The following is a 15882-nucleotide window of genomic DNA, read 5'->3' as shown; positions in this document are numbered from 1 at the left end:
TTACGCCGCAGTTACAGCGCCGCCAGGGACGTCGGTCCGGGCGGCACCAGCACGCGCGAGGTGGTCACGAATGGCCTCGTTGACGTCCCCGGGACGCTCCAGCCAGCACAGATGACCGGCGCCACGGAGGGCGATCCGCTGCGCCTGCGGGAGCTGACGGCCGAGCTCGGCGAGGTTCTCGAACGGCACGACGCGATCGGCGGTGCCGTGAATGCCGGTCACTGGCTGGTGCAGTCCCCCACCCCGCAGGCCGTCGGTGAGGAACTCCTCGCACGCCGCCGACTGCGCCGCCCAGGCTTCCGGCGACACGGGTGACGCTGTGCGGGCAGTTAGCAGCTCCGCATACTCCTGGGGATGCGCTTCGGTCCAGCCGGGAGCGAAGGAATTCGGCATGGTCCGCCGCGCGAACTCTTCGCCGGTCAGGTGCGCGTGCTCGCGCCACAGCATGGCCGTCTGCTCGGGGACGGGCAGCGCACCGGGACCGCCCGGCGAACTGGCGATCACGACCACCGACACCACCAGGTCAGGATGCGCGGCTGCCAACTGCAGCGAGACGTATCCCCCCATCGAAGTGCCCACCACGTGGGTGGGAGGGGCGCCCAGCGCGCGCAGCACGGCCGCCGCGTCATCGGCCAAGGTGCCGATGGAATACGGACCGGCCGGTGCGTCGGACAGCCCGGTACCGCGGTTGTGGAGCAGCACCAACTGGTAACCGGCAGCGAACTCCGCCCGCTGTGGTGCCCAACTCCACGGCCCGTAACCCAGACCCGGGACGAGCAGTAGCGTCGCCACCGCCGGCCGCGCGGGAACGATGACCTCGGCCGCGATCGTCGCCCCATCGGGAGCGGTCACATACAACAGCCCGGCGTCGCCGTCCTCCATCAGTACCTCCTCAGGCGTGGTCGATGCCTGAGGTTCGGCTGCACCCGTTTCATCAGCGTTACAGCCAGGGCGCAACCCGTCCGAGCCGGGGGGAGCGAATGGGGCCACGTGGACACCGTCCGGTTCCCGAAGGGGAACAGTGACCGAGCCGCGTAGGGCCACCGCACTCGACCCGTCGAGCAGCAAGCGCCCTGTGTACCGCTCTCCGGTTTGACCGGAGGGGGTCTCCGTTTTACGCTCGAAGACGTACGGAGGCAGCATCCGTTTTGATGCGTGCACGTAGCTCACCGGAGACAGGAGGACGCATGGCCGCCAGCGGGCACCAGGGGCGCAGGCCCCGTGCGGACGTTCAGCGCAACCGCGCGACCCTCCTTGAGACCGCGCAGCGGCACTTCCTGCGACATGGGGTCGGCACCTCCCTGGAGGCGGTGGCCAAGGAGGCAGGCGTCGGGCCCGGCACCCTCTACCGGCACTTCCCCACCCGGGAAGCACTGCTCGCGGCCGTGCTGCAGACCCGCTCCGAGGAACTCGTCGCCCGCCAGGCCGACATCGAGCAACTCGGCGACCCGGCCGAGGCGTTGGAGCAGTGGCTGCGGGCGATGGAGGAGTACTTCAGCGCCTACAGCGGCCTGCCGGAACCACTCATGGCCGCGGCCCGGGCGCAAGAGCCGGACAGCCCGCTCACGATTCCCTGCGACATCCTCATCACAGCCACCGACCAGTACGTGCGAGCGGCGCAGCGCGCAGGGCACGTGCGGGCATCGGTACAGGGGTACGACCTGTTCCTCGCGGCCTGTTCCCTTGCCTGGATCAAGGGCAACGGCACCGACGAGGAATCGCTCGGCCGGCTTCGCGCACTGATCGCGAGCGGCTACCGCGAGCGGGACACCCAGGCGTAACCGCCGCACCATCCGGTCCGGCCCCGCCACGCCCGGCGGCTCGACCACGCACAGCCATCACATGACGCCACCTTTACCGGTGGCGCAGCACAACCCAGCAAAGGACAAGTCGTGAAAATAACTGTCATAGGCGCCGGTGCCATCGGCGGGAACCTCGCCTCCAAACTCAGCACGGCCGGTCATGACGTGCTGGTGGCCAACGCCCGTGGTCCCGAGACCGTGGCGGCCGAGGTGCTGGAGTCCGGCGCCCGCGCGGTGGCCCTGGAGGAGTCGGTGCAGGGCAGGGACGTGATCGTCCTGTCGATCCCGTTCGGGGTGGCAGGCAAGCTGGCGGACCTGTTCGCGTCGGTGCCCGAGGAGACGGTGGTCATCGACACCTCGAACTACTACCCGGGCATGCTCAGCGAGCCGATCCAGGCGGTGGACAACGGCCAGGTGGAGAGCGTGTACACCGCCGAGCTGCTCGGCCGCCCCGTCATCAAGGCATGGAACGCCGCGCTGGCCGAGACCCAACGCACGAGGGGCGTCCCGGCGGGTACCCCCGGCCGTATCGCCATCCCGGTCGCCGGTGACTCCGACCAGGCGCGGAAGGTGGCCATGAACCTGGTGGACGACACCGGCTTCGACCCGTACGACGCCGGCACACTGGCCGACTCCTGGCGCCAGCAGCCCAACGGCCCCGCCTACTGCACCGAGCTGACCCTCGCCGAGCTGCCGGCGGCCCTGGCCGCGGCCGACCGCGACAAGGACACGGCCATCCGCAACAGCCTCCCGGAACGCTTCGCCGCCCTCCCGGCCAACCCCACCGTCGACGACGTCGTCGAGATGAACCGCGCCGCCCACCGCTGAGACCCCGACGCCGCTCTCGTGCACGCAACGGCACGAGAGCGGCAGCGCTGGTACACCGCGAACACACGCGAGCCGCCGCAGCCGATCCAAGGGGCTATGAGCGGGGTTCTGGCTGTGGCTGTCCGATGAGATGGAAGACCTCCCGCGCCGCGTAACGCTTGAGGCACCGGATGATTTCGCGCCGGGTCTTGCCCTCCTTGAGCCGGCGCTCGTAGTAATTCTGAGTGCGCGGGTCGACCCGCAGGCGGGTGAACACGATCCGGTGGAGCGCGGCGTTGGCCTGACGGTCACCGCCGCGGTTGAGACGGCGGAACTGCCGGCGTCCCGAGGAACGCACGACCGGACTGACCCCGCACAGCGCGGCGAACGACGCCTCGCTGTGCAGCCGTTCCGGGTTGTCCCCCGCCGCGATCAGCAAAGCAACCGCCGTGTCCGGGCCGATCCCCACTACCTCGAGCAGCTGCGGGGCATGACTTTCAACGAGCCGGGCCAGACGAGCGTCCACCTCCCGGATCTGCTCGGAGAGCTGGCCGATCCGGTAAGCGAGCAGACCCAGAGTGGTCCGCGTGGCCTGCAGCACCGACTCCTCACCGACCTCCTTGAGACTGCTCAGGTCGGCGAAGCCCGCACAGGTACGGAAGAGTTCGGTATTGCCCAGTCCGGCCAGTTCCTCCCGCAGGGTCGGGTCGGCAGTGATGAGGACGGCCTTCAGCTGATTGATGGCCTGCGTGCGGGCCTTGACGGCCGACACCTTCGTCAGCTTGTACATCCTGGCGATCTGCACCGGCCCGTCCCCCGTCTTGGCGCGGGCGCAAGCCCGTCCGCTCAAGACCGCTCGCGCGGCGTTCTGGGCGTCGAGCGGATCCGATTTACCGCGCCGACGGCGATCCGCTCGGTCCATCCGGTTCACGTCCAGCACGTCCACGCCCTGTGCCAGCAGATAGCGCGACAGGGACGCCCCGTAGGAGCCGGTCCCTTCCACTCCGGCCCGTCTCACCACACCCGACTTCCCGGCCCACTTGAGCAGGTTCCGGTACCCGGCTGCGGTGGCCGGGAACTCGTCGGTGGCCAGCACCGCCCCTGTTACGGAGAGCACCGCAGCCACGTGTGCATCCCGGTGTGTGTCCACTCCAAGCACCACCTCCCCCGCAGGGCGGCGACGGTGCGTCTGCGGAGCGAGCGACGTACTGGGCACGCTCGCAGTGGACATGTCCGTTCCCCTTCCGGTCCGATGACGTGTCGCGTCGCCGGTACCGGGCCGCGTCAGACGGTCAGAATCGTGAGGACGCCACAACAATCGGCAGGCCCCTAATCCGTTAATCCGTTGTGAAGGTGGTTCCAGAGAGCCGCAATTGGGCTTCTGTGCCGTCTGGCGTGACGGACGCCTGTGAGGCCCCGGGCTGGTGAAGCCTCCCGATAGAGCGGCGCCGTCGCGTGGTGGGTTTCACGGGACGTGCGGGCGCCGGGCAGATGCCTGGCGATCTCCCAGACCCCTGAGGTCTTACGAGAGAGCGGCGCAGTTCCGGCGTCTCCAAGTCCCGTGAAACCCACCGGTGCGTGTCGTTCGTTGTCGTCGTGGCATGAGCCCGCCGCAGGGCGACCTCCTGTTCACCTCCGCGAGCCTTGAGCTCTGGCGCAGACAGAGGCCCCTGAGGTGCGCTGGTGTCGCGAACGGCTACCGAGATGGCGGACCGATCGAGTCCTGGGATTAGGACGCCGCGTGACCCGCATGAGCTCGTGACCTGCGCAAATACTCGACGATGGGAGAACGTGTGACTGTGTTCTGCGGGATCGACTGGGCGGAACGGCACCATGACGTCGCGTTGGTCGGCGAGGCCGGCGAATTGCTGGCCAAGCGACGGATCAGCGACGACGCCGCTGGCTACCGAATACTTCTGGAGCTCCTGGCCGAGCATGGCGACAGCCCCGCGTCCCCGATACCGGTGGCCATCGAGACCAGCCGAGGCCTGCTCGTAGCAGCCCTGCGGACCGGCAACCGTAAGGTCTTCGCGATCAATCCACTTGCAGCATCCCGCTATCGCGACCGCCACGGTGCGTCCCGCAAGAAGTCCGACCCGGCGACGCCCTCGTGCTGGCGAACATCCTCCGCACCGACATGGCCATGCACCGACCACTGCCCGCGGACTCCGACCAGGTCCAGGCCATCGCGGTGCTGGCTCGGGCTCAGCAGGACGCGGTCTGGAACCGCCAGCAGATCGGCAACCAGATCCGCTCCCTGCTGCGCGAGTACTACCCCGCCGCCCTGGATGCCTTCCTGGCCAAACAAGGCGGGCTGGCCCGCGAGGAAGCCCGCATCATCCTGGCCAAAGCGCCGACGCCTACCGAAGACTCGCGTCTGTCGCTGAGCCAGCTGCGTTCCGCTCTCAAGCGCGCCGGCCGTATCCGCGGCATCGACGAGGAGGCTGACCGCCTGCGCGGTGTCCTGCGGGCCGAGTACGCTCACCAGCCCGCGCCTGTCGAGGACGCCTTCGGCAAGCAACTCCTCGCTCTGCTGCAACAGTTCGAAGCAGCGTGCCAGGCCAGTGAAGATCTCGCCGAAGCAGTTGATGTCAGCTTTCGCGAGCATCCCGATGCCGAGATACTCCTGAGCTTCCCCGGCCTCGGCGTCCAGCTCGCGGCACGAGTTCTTGCCGAGACGGGCGATGACCGGAACCGCTTCGCCGACGCCCGCGGACTCAAGGCATACGCGGGATCCGCACCGATCACTCGCGCCTCCGGCAAGAAGCACTACGTCGGACGCCGCATGGTCAAGAACAACCGGCTCCACCACGCCGGCTATCTCTGGGCCTTCTCATCCCTACGATCATCACCCGGCGCTCAGGCTCACTACCGCCATCGACGCGACGTCGGTGACTGGCACGCTCAAGCTCAACGGCACCTGTTCAATCGCCTGCTCGGCCAGCTGTTCCACTGCCTGCAAAAGCGCGCTCTCTTCGACGAAAAGCTCGCCTTCAGTCAGCCCGCGTCCTCACCAGTGGCAACGGCTGCTTGACTTCTTCAGATCCCGAGATGTCTATCGGGACACTCTCCGCCGGCCCGGAACCGACAACGCACCATCCCCGACCCACGGCCGACACTGTGAGACCAGGACACATCGGTCAGAGATGTCAGGAGTCAGACCCCAGAACAGGGACAGCACCCACCCATCCTCCCGCCCCCACAACACCCGAACCCGGCGTGCTCAAACTCGACCGCCGACCGCACCTATGCGGCAACTGATGTTCGTTGATGGCGGCGAACGTGCGAGAGATACAGCCGTGACGAACGCGATGCGACACCCTGCGTCCCTCCGCAGAGCGACCTCCTGACCTGCGCAGCGATGTCTCGGGCGGATGATGCACGTGAAGCCCTCTCCCGCCCAACAACGGTCGCCAGACTGTCAGTTGGACTGTCAGTGGCGCGTGGTATTCCTGAAGGCATGGCACCTTACGGATCATGTCCGGAATATTTTGAGGGATAAACCAGTGTATCCTCAGGGGAGTTGAGGCTTGTCATGGTTGGAGGTGGACCGTGAGTGATCAAGAGGAGTTGCTGGCGGATCCCGCCATGCTCGTCCTGGCGCGCGACTCTCGGGGATGGACCCAGTCCGAGCTCGCGGAGCAGATGTCGCACGTGGAGGGCAACCGCATCTCGCAGGGGTACGTAAGCCGGGCCGAAGCCGGACGCATCCCGGTCCGGGCGGAGCGGGTGCTCCTGTTCGCCGCCGCGCTTCGCTTCACACCCGAGGTGCTGTGCCAGGCCGCTGATACGGCCGGGGCAGGCATCGGGCTGATCCACCACCGCAAGCGGGCCTCACTGGGAGCCCCCGCGCTGCGCCGGATCCATGCGACGCTGGCGCTCACCCGCCTCCAGGTCGAAGCGGTAACGCGGGCGGCAGCCCTCCGTCATCCCCACCGGTTCAGGCCCATTGAGGTCAACGACTTCGACACTCCCGCGGACGCTGCGGAGACGCTGCGCGAAGAGTGGAACGTTCCCGCCGGCCCCATCGACGACCTGGTTGCGCTGCTCGAACACGTCGGCGCCCTGGTCGTAGTCCGCGATCTGGGCACCACCGAACTCGACGCCGTCAGCCAGTGGCCGCACGACCGGGCGCCGCTGGTACTCCTCAACTCCACTGCCCCTGGCGACCGTTCACGCTTCAGCCTCGCTCACGAGCTGGGCCATCTGATCATGCACCGCGAGCCAGGCGAGGGACGCACACAGGAGGCCCAAGCCGACCGGTTCGCCGCCGAGTTCCTCATGCCGCACGAGGTGATCCTGGGCGAGCTGAAGCCCGGCATCGACGTCGCTCGCCTCATGGATCTCAAAGCCCGTTGGGGGGTCTCCATGGCCGCTCTCATCCGGCGGGCCGTGGACCTGGGCGTGATCAGCGACTGGCAGTACCGCACGCTCATGGTCGAGTTGTCCGCACTCGGCTACCGCACCAACGAACCAATCGTCATCCGGCGCGAGACCCCGCGCCATATCGCTCAGGCCGTCACCTGGCTTGAGGGACAGCACCACCTCAGTGCGACCGAGACCGCTCATCTGGCGGGCCTGGGCCGTGAGGAGTTCCACGAGATCTACTTGTGCGCTTCTTCTCCGTCCGGACACAAGGACGTGCCGGACCCTTCTGCGAGGTGATTCATGAGCAACGCTCCCGATCCGAGGCGGCGACCGCCCGCCGTGAAGACGCTCGACCACACCGTGGCAGCGGTGCCGCTCCTGCAGGGCCGGGTACTACTGCACGAACATGCCCAGTACACTCCCCGACCTCGCCCGGCCCTCGATGACGGCCTGAGCGGCGTGGTCATGACCGGCGCCAACGCCGACGCACGCGCCTTCCAGCTCCGCGCCGACGTCGGCTACCAGGGCACTCTGCTGATCGACAGCGCCGTGTACACCACGTACACGGCAACGGCGGAGGAGCCGTTCATGGCTCCTCCCGACGAACTGTTCGCCGCCGTGGACACCTCGCTGAACTTCCAGAAGGCTCGAGGGGCAACCGCAGCACTGACACCCACCGGCTACATACCGCCGGCGAACTCCCGTGCCCTCAAAGCGGTAATGCGGGAAGCCAACCGGATCGAGCGAGCCGACACGCTGGTCTCCCTTCCGATCGATGTCACCTGGCTGAGCCGGGAGAACATCGGCCAACTGATCGCGGTCTGCGCCAAGATCCGTCACCCGAAGGCAGTCATCCTCTTCCGCCAGTTCGACCCACTGGGACAGACGAAGGACATCCCGGCCAACTTGCGCAGGCTGTTCACCGAGGTCGAGCACATGTCACTGCTGCGCACAGACCTCGCAGCTCTCGACGTGATGGCGCACGGCGCCCTCTGCGCGGGAATCGGCGTCCAGAGCTCGCTCCGCCACGCGATACCGCCCGACGAGAAGGCCCAGATCGGCAAGCGCGGCGGCGGCCCCACGTACCCGCACATCCTGATGCCGCAGTTGATGTGCTTCAAGGGCGCCGAGTTCTTGTCCAAGGTCTACGGCAATGCCGATCCGGCAACCTGCGACTGCGAGGAGTGCGACGGGCGCAGCCTCGACAGCTTCTACCTTTCCGACGGTGAAACGCGGCGTGAGGCCGAGAACCACAACATCCACACCTGGGGCACATGGGTCAGCGACATAGCAAGCCACCGAGCCGGCTCCGAGCGTAAGACGTGGTGGCGCAACAAATGCGCTGCAGCCGTCGACCGCTACGCACTGGAAAACCAGCGCATCGGAGTGGGTGCGAGTCCCAAGTCCGGGTTCCAAGTACCCGCGCCGCTCAAAGCATGGGCGACACTGCCCGTCACTCAGTAGCCGGATGCACCCCCTCAAGGGAGCTGCCGGTGGACATCTTCCAGGAACTTCCAGCCAGCAACCGTGTGGCGCTTGCGCACGAAGCGGCCGGGTGGCACAACAACCTCGACCGCATCGCCCTGGACGTGGAGCAATCCGATGCCGTAGAAATCAGCGCGCATCACCGCCTCGTCCTTGCGCCGCAACGCGCCATCGATCAATACGGAACGAGCAGTGAATGGCGTGAACCGCTCGGCCCGCTCCATCGCCGACTCCCAACTGCGTCCGGGCACGAACACCATGTCGACGTGGACCGGCTGGGCTGCCAGACGGGTAATCAATCCGTCACGTCGGACCACCGCCCCCTTCGGCAGGCACTTCAACGCTCGGCGTTCCCTGCCGTTCAGTGATCCGGCAGGAACAGGCTCGCCGAGCGGCAGCGCCATCAAGAGGTTCAGGGCATCCGGTCGCGTCAGGGGTGGCATACCCGCAGCCGCCCGTCGCTCCCGCTCTCGCGCCTCGACCCGGTAGGCCACAACGACCTGCGCCCCCTCGGCTTCAACAACCGCCAGATTCGCATCGCGGGGTACGAGATCGCCGGGAGCCAGCGCTCCCGCAACCACACCCAAGGGCTCTCGTGCCGCGATTGCCATCGACCAACCCGCTCTCGTCCTGCACCCGACGCTCTCCCCAGCAGGGCCGTACACGCTCATCCTTACCGCTTGCCCCGCGCCACCGGAAGCAGCCTCAACAACAAAGCCAACAGACCTCAACCGACCCTAGACACGGGAACGCGCCCAAACGAACGGCAAGGCTAGTACGGACACTCGTGCGATCGTCGACCACCTCCCCGGATAGCTCCACATCGGCCACCCGCCGCCCTCCCGCTGCGCAATTTGCACCCACAACAGGTCACGAACGAACGACTGCGATCGTAGCCATCCCGCGCCACGATGCCTACAGCCGTTCGAATTCTTGGACATGCCCCGACCTACCGGAAGCATCCACTCCCAAGCCGCGGCCCACCAGCGCCGCGCCAGCGGCCCCGCAGGCCGACGAGGGACAACCTCTGTCACGTCCGTGTCACCAACAGCGTCGACGCACCTGGACCACCAAGACCAAACCCGCGTGAACGGCGTCGAACTGGACCACGTGGACGCCAGAAGACGGTCTTGCCTACCTGTGCCATGTGGTACCCAATTAGGTCTCCTGGCTGAGCGTGCCTACGCAATTCCACCCTCGGCAGTCGGGTCCCGGCTACCCGCTGACGTCTGGCGTACCCACCGCCATCACGACAGACCGACTATCACCGATGCCGAGCCCTGCCCGACACGCAGAGTTGCCGAGCAACCCTCCCCTTCCGCCCGACCAACAGCCCCTGCCGGCATGCTCGCTGGGGAGAATCTGGGGAGCGGCTGGAGAGAATCGGCTGCACAAAACAGTACGAACCTGAAAGACCGAGAAAGGTGCAAACACACAGGTCAGGGCACCTCCGTGACGCATATATCCAGGTCAGCGGGGTGAGAGAGAAGACTTCATGACGTGAGTACCCAGATCGTCCGCTTCGACGGTCCCGGGCAACGATCCGCCCTCCCGAACGGAATGACGAACCCGTACCAGGCCTCCTACGGCCTCACCAAGTCGCATCCCGTGCTGACACTGATCTCCCGCACAAGTATTGGAGGTCGGATGCCCCCGCGCTTCATGGATGCCAAGCAGACCGCCGAGTACCTCAACATGTCTCTCACCTGGGTCTATCGCGACGCACCCCGCCTCGGCTTGGCCGTCTACAAGTTCGGCGCCGGCCGGAACGCAAAGCTGCAGTTCAAGGTCTCCGATGTCGACGCGTGGGCGCGCCAGCAGCGCCTCGGCTGACGCTGAGACGGCTCCGGATCCTCGTGCATCCGGGGGGTCTCGGCCAGGGCGGCGTTCCATGCCTTGGCCAGCGGCCGGCCCAGGGCTTCGGCGTTACGCACGCTTTCCACCTGCCCGCTGTCCACTGCCTCGATGGGCCCGCTGAGGTGCGGGTAGTAGTTGGCGGTGTCGATGACCACCGTCTCGTCGGAGACCAGGGCGAGCACGTCGGCCAGTTCTGGGGCACGCTCGAAGGGGATAGACATGATGATCACGTCCCTGTCCCGTACAGCAGAGTCCAGGGGCACGGCGCGGGCGCCGGGCTCCAGCACGTCGGCCGGGACGGCCTCGGGGCCCCTGGCGTCGGCCACCTGTACGTCGTGACCGGCGGCGGCAAGCTTGCAGGCCAGATTGCCCCCGATGGCGCCAGCACCGATAGCAGTAAGTTTCATGATTTGTCCTTCCTGGGATCGTGCCGCTGCTCGGAATGGCACGATGTTCAGCGGCGCGGTCGATTAGGCACCGCTACGGCAAGGCAGTTGCCTGTGCTCGCCGCCTGGCCCCTGCCTTGCGCGAGGTACGGCCGTAGGGGAGGCCCGAGCACGCGGGCGTGATGCGTTATCCGGAAACGTCGCCCGGTTCACGCAGGATGCCCATCGCCTGGTCCACGAGGTCCGGCATCGAGGTGGTCCCGCCGCTTGCGGTCCAGCATCGGCGCCCGCGTCCAGGCACGAGATCGCGGCCGCCGCGAGTGCGTTGGCCCGCATGTCGATGACGGGATCCGGCCCGCCGAGCCGACGGGAGATCTCTGGCGCCAGCATGCTCTGCCAGCCCTGCGTCTTCTCCCAGTGCCGCGTCATCAACGCGCAGGCGTCGCTGAGCAGCCGCATCATGCCCATCGGAGGTCCGGGCTCGCCGGTCTAGGGCTCGGCGATCACGTCGAAAGCGCGGCGCAGGGCGTCCCAGGCCTCCTCTTGAGCCGGGCGGGCCGGGTCCACCATTCGAGGCGAAGCCCGGGCAGCGCTGCCGGCGCCCCTGACCTTCGTCGCGGGCGCCATACTGCTGGCGACTCTGATCCGCCGCTTCGGGCTCGGCTCTTTGGAGCACCTGTTCCGCCCCGCCACTCGGTCCGCACGGTCACCGGCCTCACCACAGAACGCGCACCCACACCGTCACCTAACGGTGCGTCAGGAAAGTCAGCAAGTGGTCAGCACGCACCCTGATTCACCCGACAACACGTGGCCACACATGCGGCTCGCCGAGTGCACCCCAGCACAGCTCCGGCCAGCAAGAACACCGGCTATACGGGACTGGTTGCCTGTCGCGCCCTTGACATGGCGAAGAAGGTCATGAACGCGAACACGCCGAGGGAGTGCCCGCGCGGCCCCCACCGCCGCGCGTACACCCCGGCGCCCACGACCGCGAGGAACGCCAGGTCACGGGCGACGGGCACGTCGTGCAGCGTGGCCGCGAGCCCGAGCACCGGGAGTCCGACGGCCGGGAGCAGCGCGGTCGTCACGGCCTGTCCGCGCACCGTCGCGTCGGTCACCGTGAACAGGGCGAGCAGCGCGGCCAGGCCACCGGTGATGGCCGCGACGAGCGAGTGTCCGGCGAGCCCGCACAGGGCCACCGCAAGGCTGATACCGAGGACGCCACGGGCCGCGAAGCGCAGCCGCAGCCGCCCCGGATCCGGAGCCACGAACACCCTCTTCAGCACAGCCACCCACCCTTTCCGCGTCACCGCGAAACTCCGCATGAAAAAGGCGCCGCGGAGATCCCGCAGCGCCATCGACGGGAACATCACAGCATCTCAAGGGCCTTTGGAACAACAGCGGGCGAAGGCCTTGGGCCAATGGCCCAGTCAAAAGCCCCGTGCGTCAGCCAGGAGGGGACCAACGGACCACGCCGAGGGAGACGGCGCACTGCCGGCCTTCGAACCGGCAGGCGAACACGGCCGACGCCGTCCGCCGTGCTTGAAGCCGGTGACGACCGCCTCGGCGGGGGCGGGCCCCATGGACGTACGGCTCTCCCATCCGCGTCACGAGGAACACCTCGCAGTCACCGCCAAGCCGAACACCACGCCGATCATGAAGCAGGCCGATCATGAAGATCGGCGTCATCGACATGCCGGGGCCCGGCTGGTCGACGCCGACGACGTGCGCGAGCCGGCCCCACTGGAACCAGCTGGCTTCCCTGACGTGGCACGCGCTCCGTCGGGTGGTCGCGCCTGCCAGCACCCGACGGAGCCTCTCTTGCCGTGGCCACCTTTCCGAGCGGTTCCCGCCCCGCGATCTCGCCTTCCGACGTCGCCGCACTCCGGCGTCGGTGGGTGCCGGCAACGGGATGCCCCGTCACCTCACCGCTGGCCCCCGCGGTGCTGCGCAGACGACGCCGCGTACTTACTGTCGGTTGACGGAGCACCGCACCGCGTGCTCGGGAGCAGGGTCGGAGGACCGATCGTGCTCGGGAGCTGCATCGAACGTCCGACCCGGAGGAGTCTGCATGCCTGAGCTGTTCATCGGTGGCAGGTGGATCGCTGCCGTCGACGGGCGGGTGCGCGAGATCCGCTGCCCGGCCGATGGCACGCTGGTCGCCACGGTCGACGAGGCGGGTCCGCAGGACGCGGCGGCGGCGGTCGCCGCGGCCCGTGAAGCCTTCGACCGCGGACCGTGGCCCGCCACACCGGCCGCCGAGCGCGGCGCTCTGCTGCTTCGCGTGGCCGCCCTCATCGAGCGTGACAAGGACGCGCTCGCCCGCGCCGAATCCCTGGACACCGGGAAACGGCTCGTGGAGAGCGAGTACGACATGGCCGACATCGCCAACTGCTTCCGCTACTTCGGCAATCTGGTGGCCTCCGGCGGCACCGACCGGATCGTCGACACCGGCAACCCCGGCGTGGACAGCCGAGTGGTGCACGTGCCGGTCGGCGTGTGCGCGCTGATCACTCCCTGGAACTATCCGCTGCTGCAGACCGCCTGGAAGGTCGCCCCCGCGCTCGGCGCGGGCAACACCTTCGTCCTCAAGCCCAGCGAGCTCACCCCCCACACCGCGATCATCCTGATGCGGCTGCTGGCCGAGACCGGACTGCCCGACGGGGTCGCCAATCTCGTCCTGGGCACCGGTCCGGACGCGGGAGCACCGCTCACCGAGGACCCTCGGGTCGACATGGTGTCGTTCACCGGTGGTCTCGTCACGGGACGGCGCATCATGGCCGCGGCCGCGGCCACCGTGAAGAAGGTGGCTCTGGAGCTCGGCGGCAAGAACCCCAACATCGTGTTCGGCGACGCCGACTACGAGACGGCTGTCGACTACGCCCTGATGGCTGTGTTCCTGCACTCCGGTCAGGTCTGTTCGGCCGGGGCGCGGCTGCTGGTCCAGGACGAACTGCACGACAGGTTCGTCGAGGACCTGGTGGCGCGGGCCCGGGCGATCCCGATGGGCGGCCCGTTCGACGAGGACGCCCGCACGGGTCCGCTGATCTCCGCCGCCCACCGCGACAAGGTCGAGGCATATGTGGCCACGGGTGTCGCGGAGGGTGCGGTGCTGCGCTGCGGTGGCGTCCGGCCCGAGGACCCGGCGCTGCGGGACGGTTACTACTATCCGCCGACCGTCCTCACCGAGTGCACCCCGGGCATGTCGGTGGTGCGCGACGAATCCTTCGGCCCGGTCCTGACCGTCGAGCGGTTCCGCGACGAGGCCGAGGCGGTCGCCCTCGCGAATGACACCGTCTACGGCCTGACCGGAGCGGTCTGGACGCAGAACGCCGAGCGAGCCGAGCGGGTCGCGTCCCTGCTGAACGCCGGGACCGTATGGATCAACGACTTCCACCCGTACGTACCGCAGGCCGAGTGGGGCGGCATGAAGCAGTCCGGCGTCGGCCGGGAGCTGGGTCCGACCGGCCTCGCGGAGTACCGGGAGGCCAAGCACATCTGGCGTAACACCGCGCCACGGCCGCAGCGGTGGTTCGAGTGAGTCCTGGGCACGCCACCACCCGCGCGGGAGAGGAGAACGGCGATGCCGGACATTCCGCCTGATGGACCTGGTCACGCCGCGAGTGATCACGACGCGAGTGGTCACGACGAGGACGCCGCGCTCACGGAGCTGGGCTACAAGCCCGAACTCAAGCGCACCCTCGGCAATTTCCACACCTTCGCCGCCGGAATCAGTTACATCTCCATCCTGACCGGCACCTTCCAGCTGTTCTACTTCGGCGTCAGCTTCGGCGGGCCGGCCTACTGGTGGTCGTGGCCGATGGTCTTCATCGGACAGCTGATGGTGGCGCTGAGCTTCTGTGAACTCGCGGCGCGCTTCCCCGTGGCGGGGTCGGTCTACAACTGGGCCAAGCACACAGGCGGTCCGCACATCGGCTGGCTGGCGGGCTGGATGATGACGATCGCGACCATGGTGTCGCTGGCCGCCGTGGCCCTCGCATACCAGCTGACGCTGCCTCAGATCTCAAGCTTCTTCCAGGTGATCGGCGACGGGACGGGACAGTACGACGCGGCCACCAACGCCGTGCTCCTGGGCACGATCCTCATCCTCTTCACCACCCTGATCAACGCCTTCGGCGTCAAACTGATGGCCACCATCAACTCCGCCGGGGTGTTCATCGAGTTGATCGCCGCGGTCGTGCTGGTGGGCCTGCTGGCAGCGCACATCACCCGCGGTCCGAGCGCGATCGTCGACACCGACGGCTACGGACAGGGCCAGCCGCTCGGCTACCTCGGCGCATTCCTGACCGCGTCGCTCGCCTCGGCGTACGTGATGTACGGCTTCGACACCGCCTCCTCGCTCGGCGAGGAGTCCAAAGATCCGGCCCGCAACGCTCCGCGCGCCATCCTGCGCGCACTCATCGCCTCCTTCGTCCTGGGCGGCCTGATCCTGCTCTTCGCGCTGCTCGCCACCCCTGATCTGCAGGCCAAAGAGCTGTCGGTGGACGGTCTGCAGTACGTGGTGAAGGCCACGCTCGGCGAGACGGTCGGCCTGGCCGTGCTGTGGTGCGTCGTCATCGCCATCACCGTGTGCGCCTTGTCCGTACAGACAGCCGGCCTGCGCATGGCGTTCGCGATGGCCCGCGACAACAACCTGCCGGCCGGCTCCAAACTGGCCAGGATCAGCCCGCGGTTCAAGACACCGGTGGTCGCCACGTGCCTGATCGGGATCGTGGCGATCGCCATCCTCGTCGTCAACATCAAACAGCCGCAGATCTTCTCGGTTGTCACCAGCATCGCCATCATCATGATCTACATCGCGTATCTGCTGGTCACCGGGCCCATGCTGGTACAGCGGCTACGCGGCGAGTGGTCGCCTGCGCCCGGCTACTTCTCACTGGGCCGCTTCGGTCTGCCGGTCAACATCCTGGCGGTGCTCTGGGGCGCCGCGATGTCGGTCAACCTGCTGTGGCCGCGCGCCGCGGTCTACAACGCCACCGGACCACAGCACTGGTATCTGCGATGGGGCGGCGTCCTGTTCGTCAGCGTCGTCGCGACCGCGGGCTTCGCCTACTACTGGTTCGTGCAGCGCAAGAAGACCGGCGTGATCGCCGAACACGCCGTCGGAGAACCGCCGGAGCCCGCACCGGCCCACGGCAGATCCTGAGTCGAGAAGG

The 15882-nt window shown here is 67.8% G+C and carries 10 protein-coding genes and 3 pseudogenes; 8 read left to right on the top strand and 5 right to left on the bottom strand.

Going from position 1 to position 15882, the window contains the following annotated elements; all coding sequences use genetic code 11:
• Entirely contained in the window at positions 1–882 is an 882-nt protein-coding gene (locus OG574_RS38670) for an alpha/beta fold hydrolase (RefSeq protein ID WP_326776996.1), read from the bottom strand.
• Between the two features lie 305 nt (positions 883–1187).
• On the opposite strand from OG574_RS38670, the gene OG574_RS38665 reads away from it, so the two are divergent.
• Complete coding sequence (locus OG574_RS38665; protein ID WP_266667790.1) at positions 1188–1781, top strand: TetR/AcrR family transcriptional regulator; 594 nt, start codon at positions 1188–1190, stop codon at positions 1779–1781.
• Positions 1782–1883: 102 nt separating this feature from the next.
• Positions 1884–2630 (top strand): annotated as a pseudogene (locus tag OG574_RS38660) (NADPH-dependent F420 reductase); the annotation flags it as partial.
• 94 nt (positions 2631–2724) lie between these two features.
• On the opposite strand, the gene OG574_RS38655 reads toward OG574_RS38660, so the two are convergent.
• Positions 2725–3840: an IS110 family transposase gene (locus OG574_RS38655; RefSeq protein ID WP_326776995.1), complete on the bottom strand. Its 1116-nt coding sequence runs from the start codon at positions 3838–3840 to the stop codon at positions 2725–2727.
• 550 nt (positions 3841–4390) lie between these two features.
• Between OG574_RS38655 and OG574_RS38650 the strand changes: the two are divergent.
• The 3 genes and pseudogenes from OG574_RS38650 (at position 4391) to OG574_RS38640 (ending at position 8441) form a co-directional block, all read left to right on the top strand.
• A pseudogene (locus OG574_RS38650) lies at positions 4391–5643 on the top strand (IS110 family transposase).
• 518 nt (positions 5644–6161) lie between these two features.
• Positions 6162–7274 carry a helix-turn-helix domain-containing protein gene (locus OG574_RS38645; protein WP_266667796.1) on the top strand — a complete coding sequence of 371 codons (1113 nt, stop codon included), beginning with the start codon at positions 6162–6164 and terminating at the stop codon, positions 7272–7274.
• Positions 7275–7277: 3 nt separating this feature from the next.
• Entirely contained in the window at positions 7278–8441 is a 1164-nt protein-coding gene (locus OG574_RS38640; RefSeq protein WP_326776994.1) for a hypothetical protein, read from the top strand.
• A 14-nt stretch (positions 8442–8455) separates the two neighbouring features.
• Here OG574_RS38640 and OG574_RS38635 read toward each other — a convergent pair whose 3' ends face one another.
• Positions 8456–9073: a hypothetical protein gene (locus OG574_RS38635; RefSeq protein WP_326776993.1), complete on the bottom strand. Its 618-nt coding sequence runs from the start codon at positions 9071–9073 to the stop codon at positions 8456–8458.
• Positions 9074–9962: 889 nt separating this feature from the next.
• Here OG574_RS38635 and OG574_RS38630 point away from each other — a divergent pair.
• Positions 9963–10295, top strand: a complete 333-nt coding sequence (locus tag OG574_RS38630; protein WP_266667802.1) for a helix-turn-helix transcriptional regulator — start codon at positions 9963–9965, stop codon at positions 10293–10295.
• Here OG574_RS38630 and OG574_RS38625 read toward each other — a convergent pair.
• Positions 10208–10726, bottom strand: coding sequence for an NADPH-dependent F420 reductase (locus OG574_RS38625; protein WP_266667804.1), 519 nt, complete (start codon positions 10724–10726; stop codon positions 10208–10210). The genes OG574_RS38630 and OG574_RS38625 overlap by 88 nt on opposite strands.
• 884 nt (positions 10727–11610) lie before the next feature.
• Positions 11611–11991, bottom strand: a pseudogene (locus tag OG574_RS38620) (FUSC family protein); the annotation flags it as partial.
• A gap of 785 nt (positions 11992–12776) precedes the next feature.
• Here OG574_RS38620 and OG574_RS38610 point away from each other — a divergent pair.
• Together OG574_RS38610 and OG574_RS38605 are read left to right on the top strand one after the other, a co-directional pair.
• Positions 12777–14246, top strand: coding sequence for an aldehyde dehydrogenase family protein (locus tag OG574_RS38610; protein ID WP_326776992.1), 1470 nt, complete (start codon positions 12777–12779; stop codon positions 14244–14246).
• Between the two features lie 42 nt (positions 14247–14288).
• Positions 14289–15872: an APC family permease gene (locus OG574_RS38605; protein WP_326776991.1), complete on the top strand. Its 1584-nt coding sequence runs from the start codon at positions 14289–14291 to the stop codon at positions 15870–15872.
• Positions 15873–15882: the final 10 nt, after the last annotated feature.

The sequence above is a fragment of the Streptomyces sp. NBC_01445 genome (assembly GCF_035918235.1).
GTDB lineage: Bacteria > Actinomycetota > Actinomycetes > Streptomycetales > Streptomycetaceae > Streptomyces.
The sequence above is the reverse complement of the archived record's forward strand: the minus strand, read 5'-3'. Positions and strand labels throughout refer to the sequence as shown.

Bases quoted from the DNA above. Each gene is read 5' to 3' on its own strand.
- OG574_RS38635 (WP_326776993.1), bottom strand. From the start codon at position 9,073: ATGGCAATCGCGGCACGAGAGCCCTTGGGTGTGGTTGCGGGAGCGCTG.
- OG574_RS38605 (WP_326776991.1), top strand. From the start codon at position 14,289: ATGCCGGACATTCCGCCTGATGGACCTGGTCACGCCGCGAGTGATCAC.
- OG574_RS38655 (WP_326776995.1), bottom strand. From the start codon at position 3,840: ATGTCCACTGCGAGCGTGCCCAGTACGTCGCTCGCTCCGCAGACGCAC.
- OG574_RS38670 (WP_326776996.1), bottom strand. From the start codon at position 882: ATGGAGGACGGCGACGCCGGGCTGTTGTATGTGACCGCTCCCGATGGG.
- OG574_RS38665 (WP_266667790.1), top strand. From the start codon at position 1,188: ATGGCCGCCAGCGGGCACCAGGGGCGCAGGCCCCGTGCGGACGTTCAG.
- OG574_RS38610 (WP_326776992.1), top strand. From the start codon at position 12,777: ATGCCTGAGCTGTTCATCGGTGGCAGGTGGATCGCTGCCGTCGACGGG.
- OG574_RS38640 (WP_326776994.1), top strand. From the start codon at position 7,278: ATGAGCAACGCTCCCGATCCGAGGCGGCGACCGCCCGCCGTGAAGACG.
- OG574_RS38625 (WP_266667804.1), bottom strand. From the start codon at position 10,726: ATGAAACTTACTGCTATCGGTGCTGGCGCCATCGGGGGCAATCTGGCC.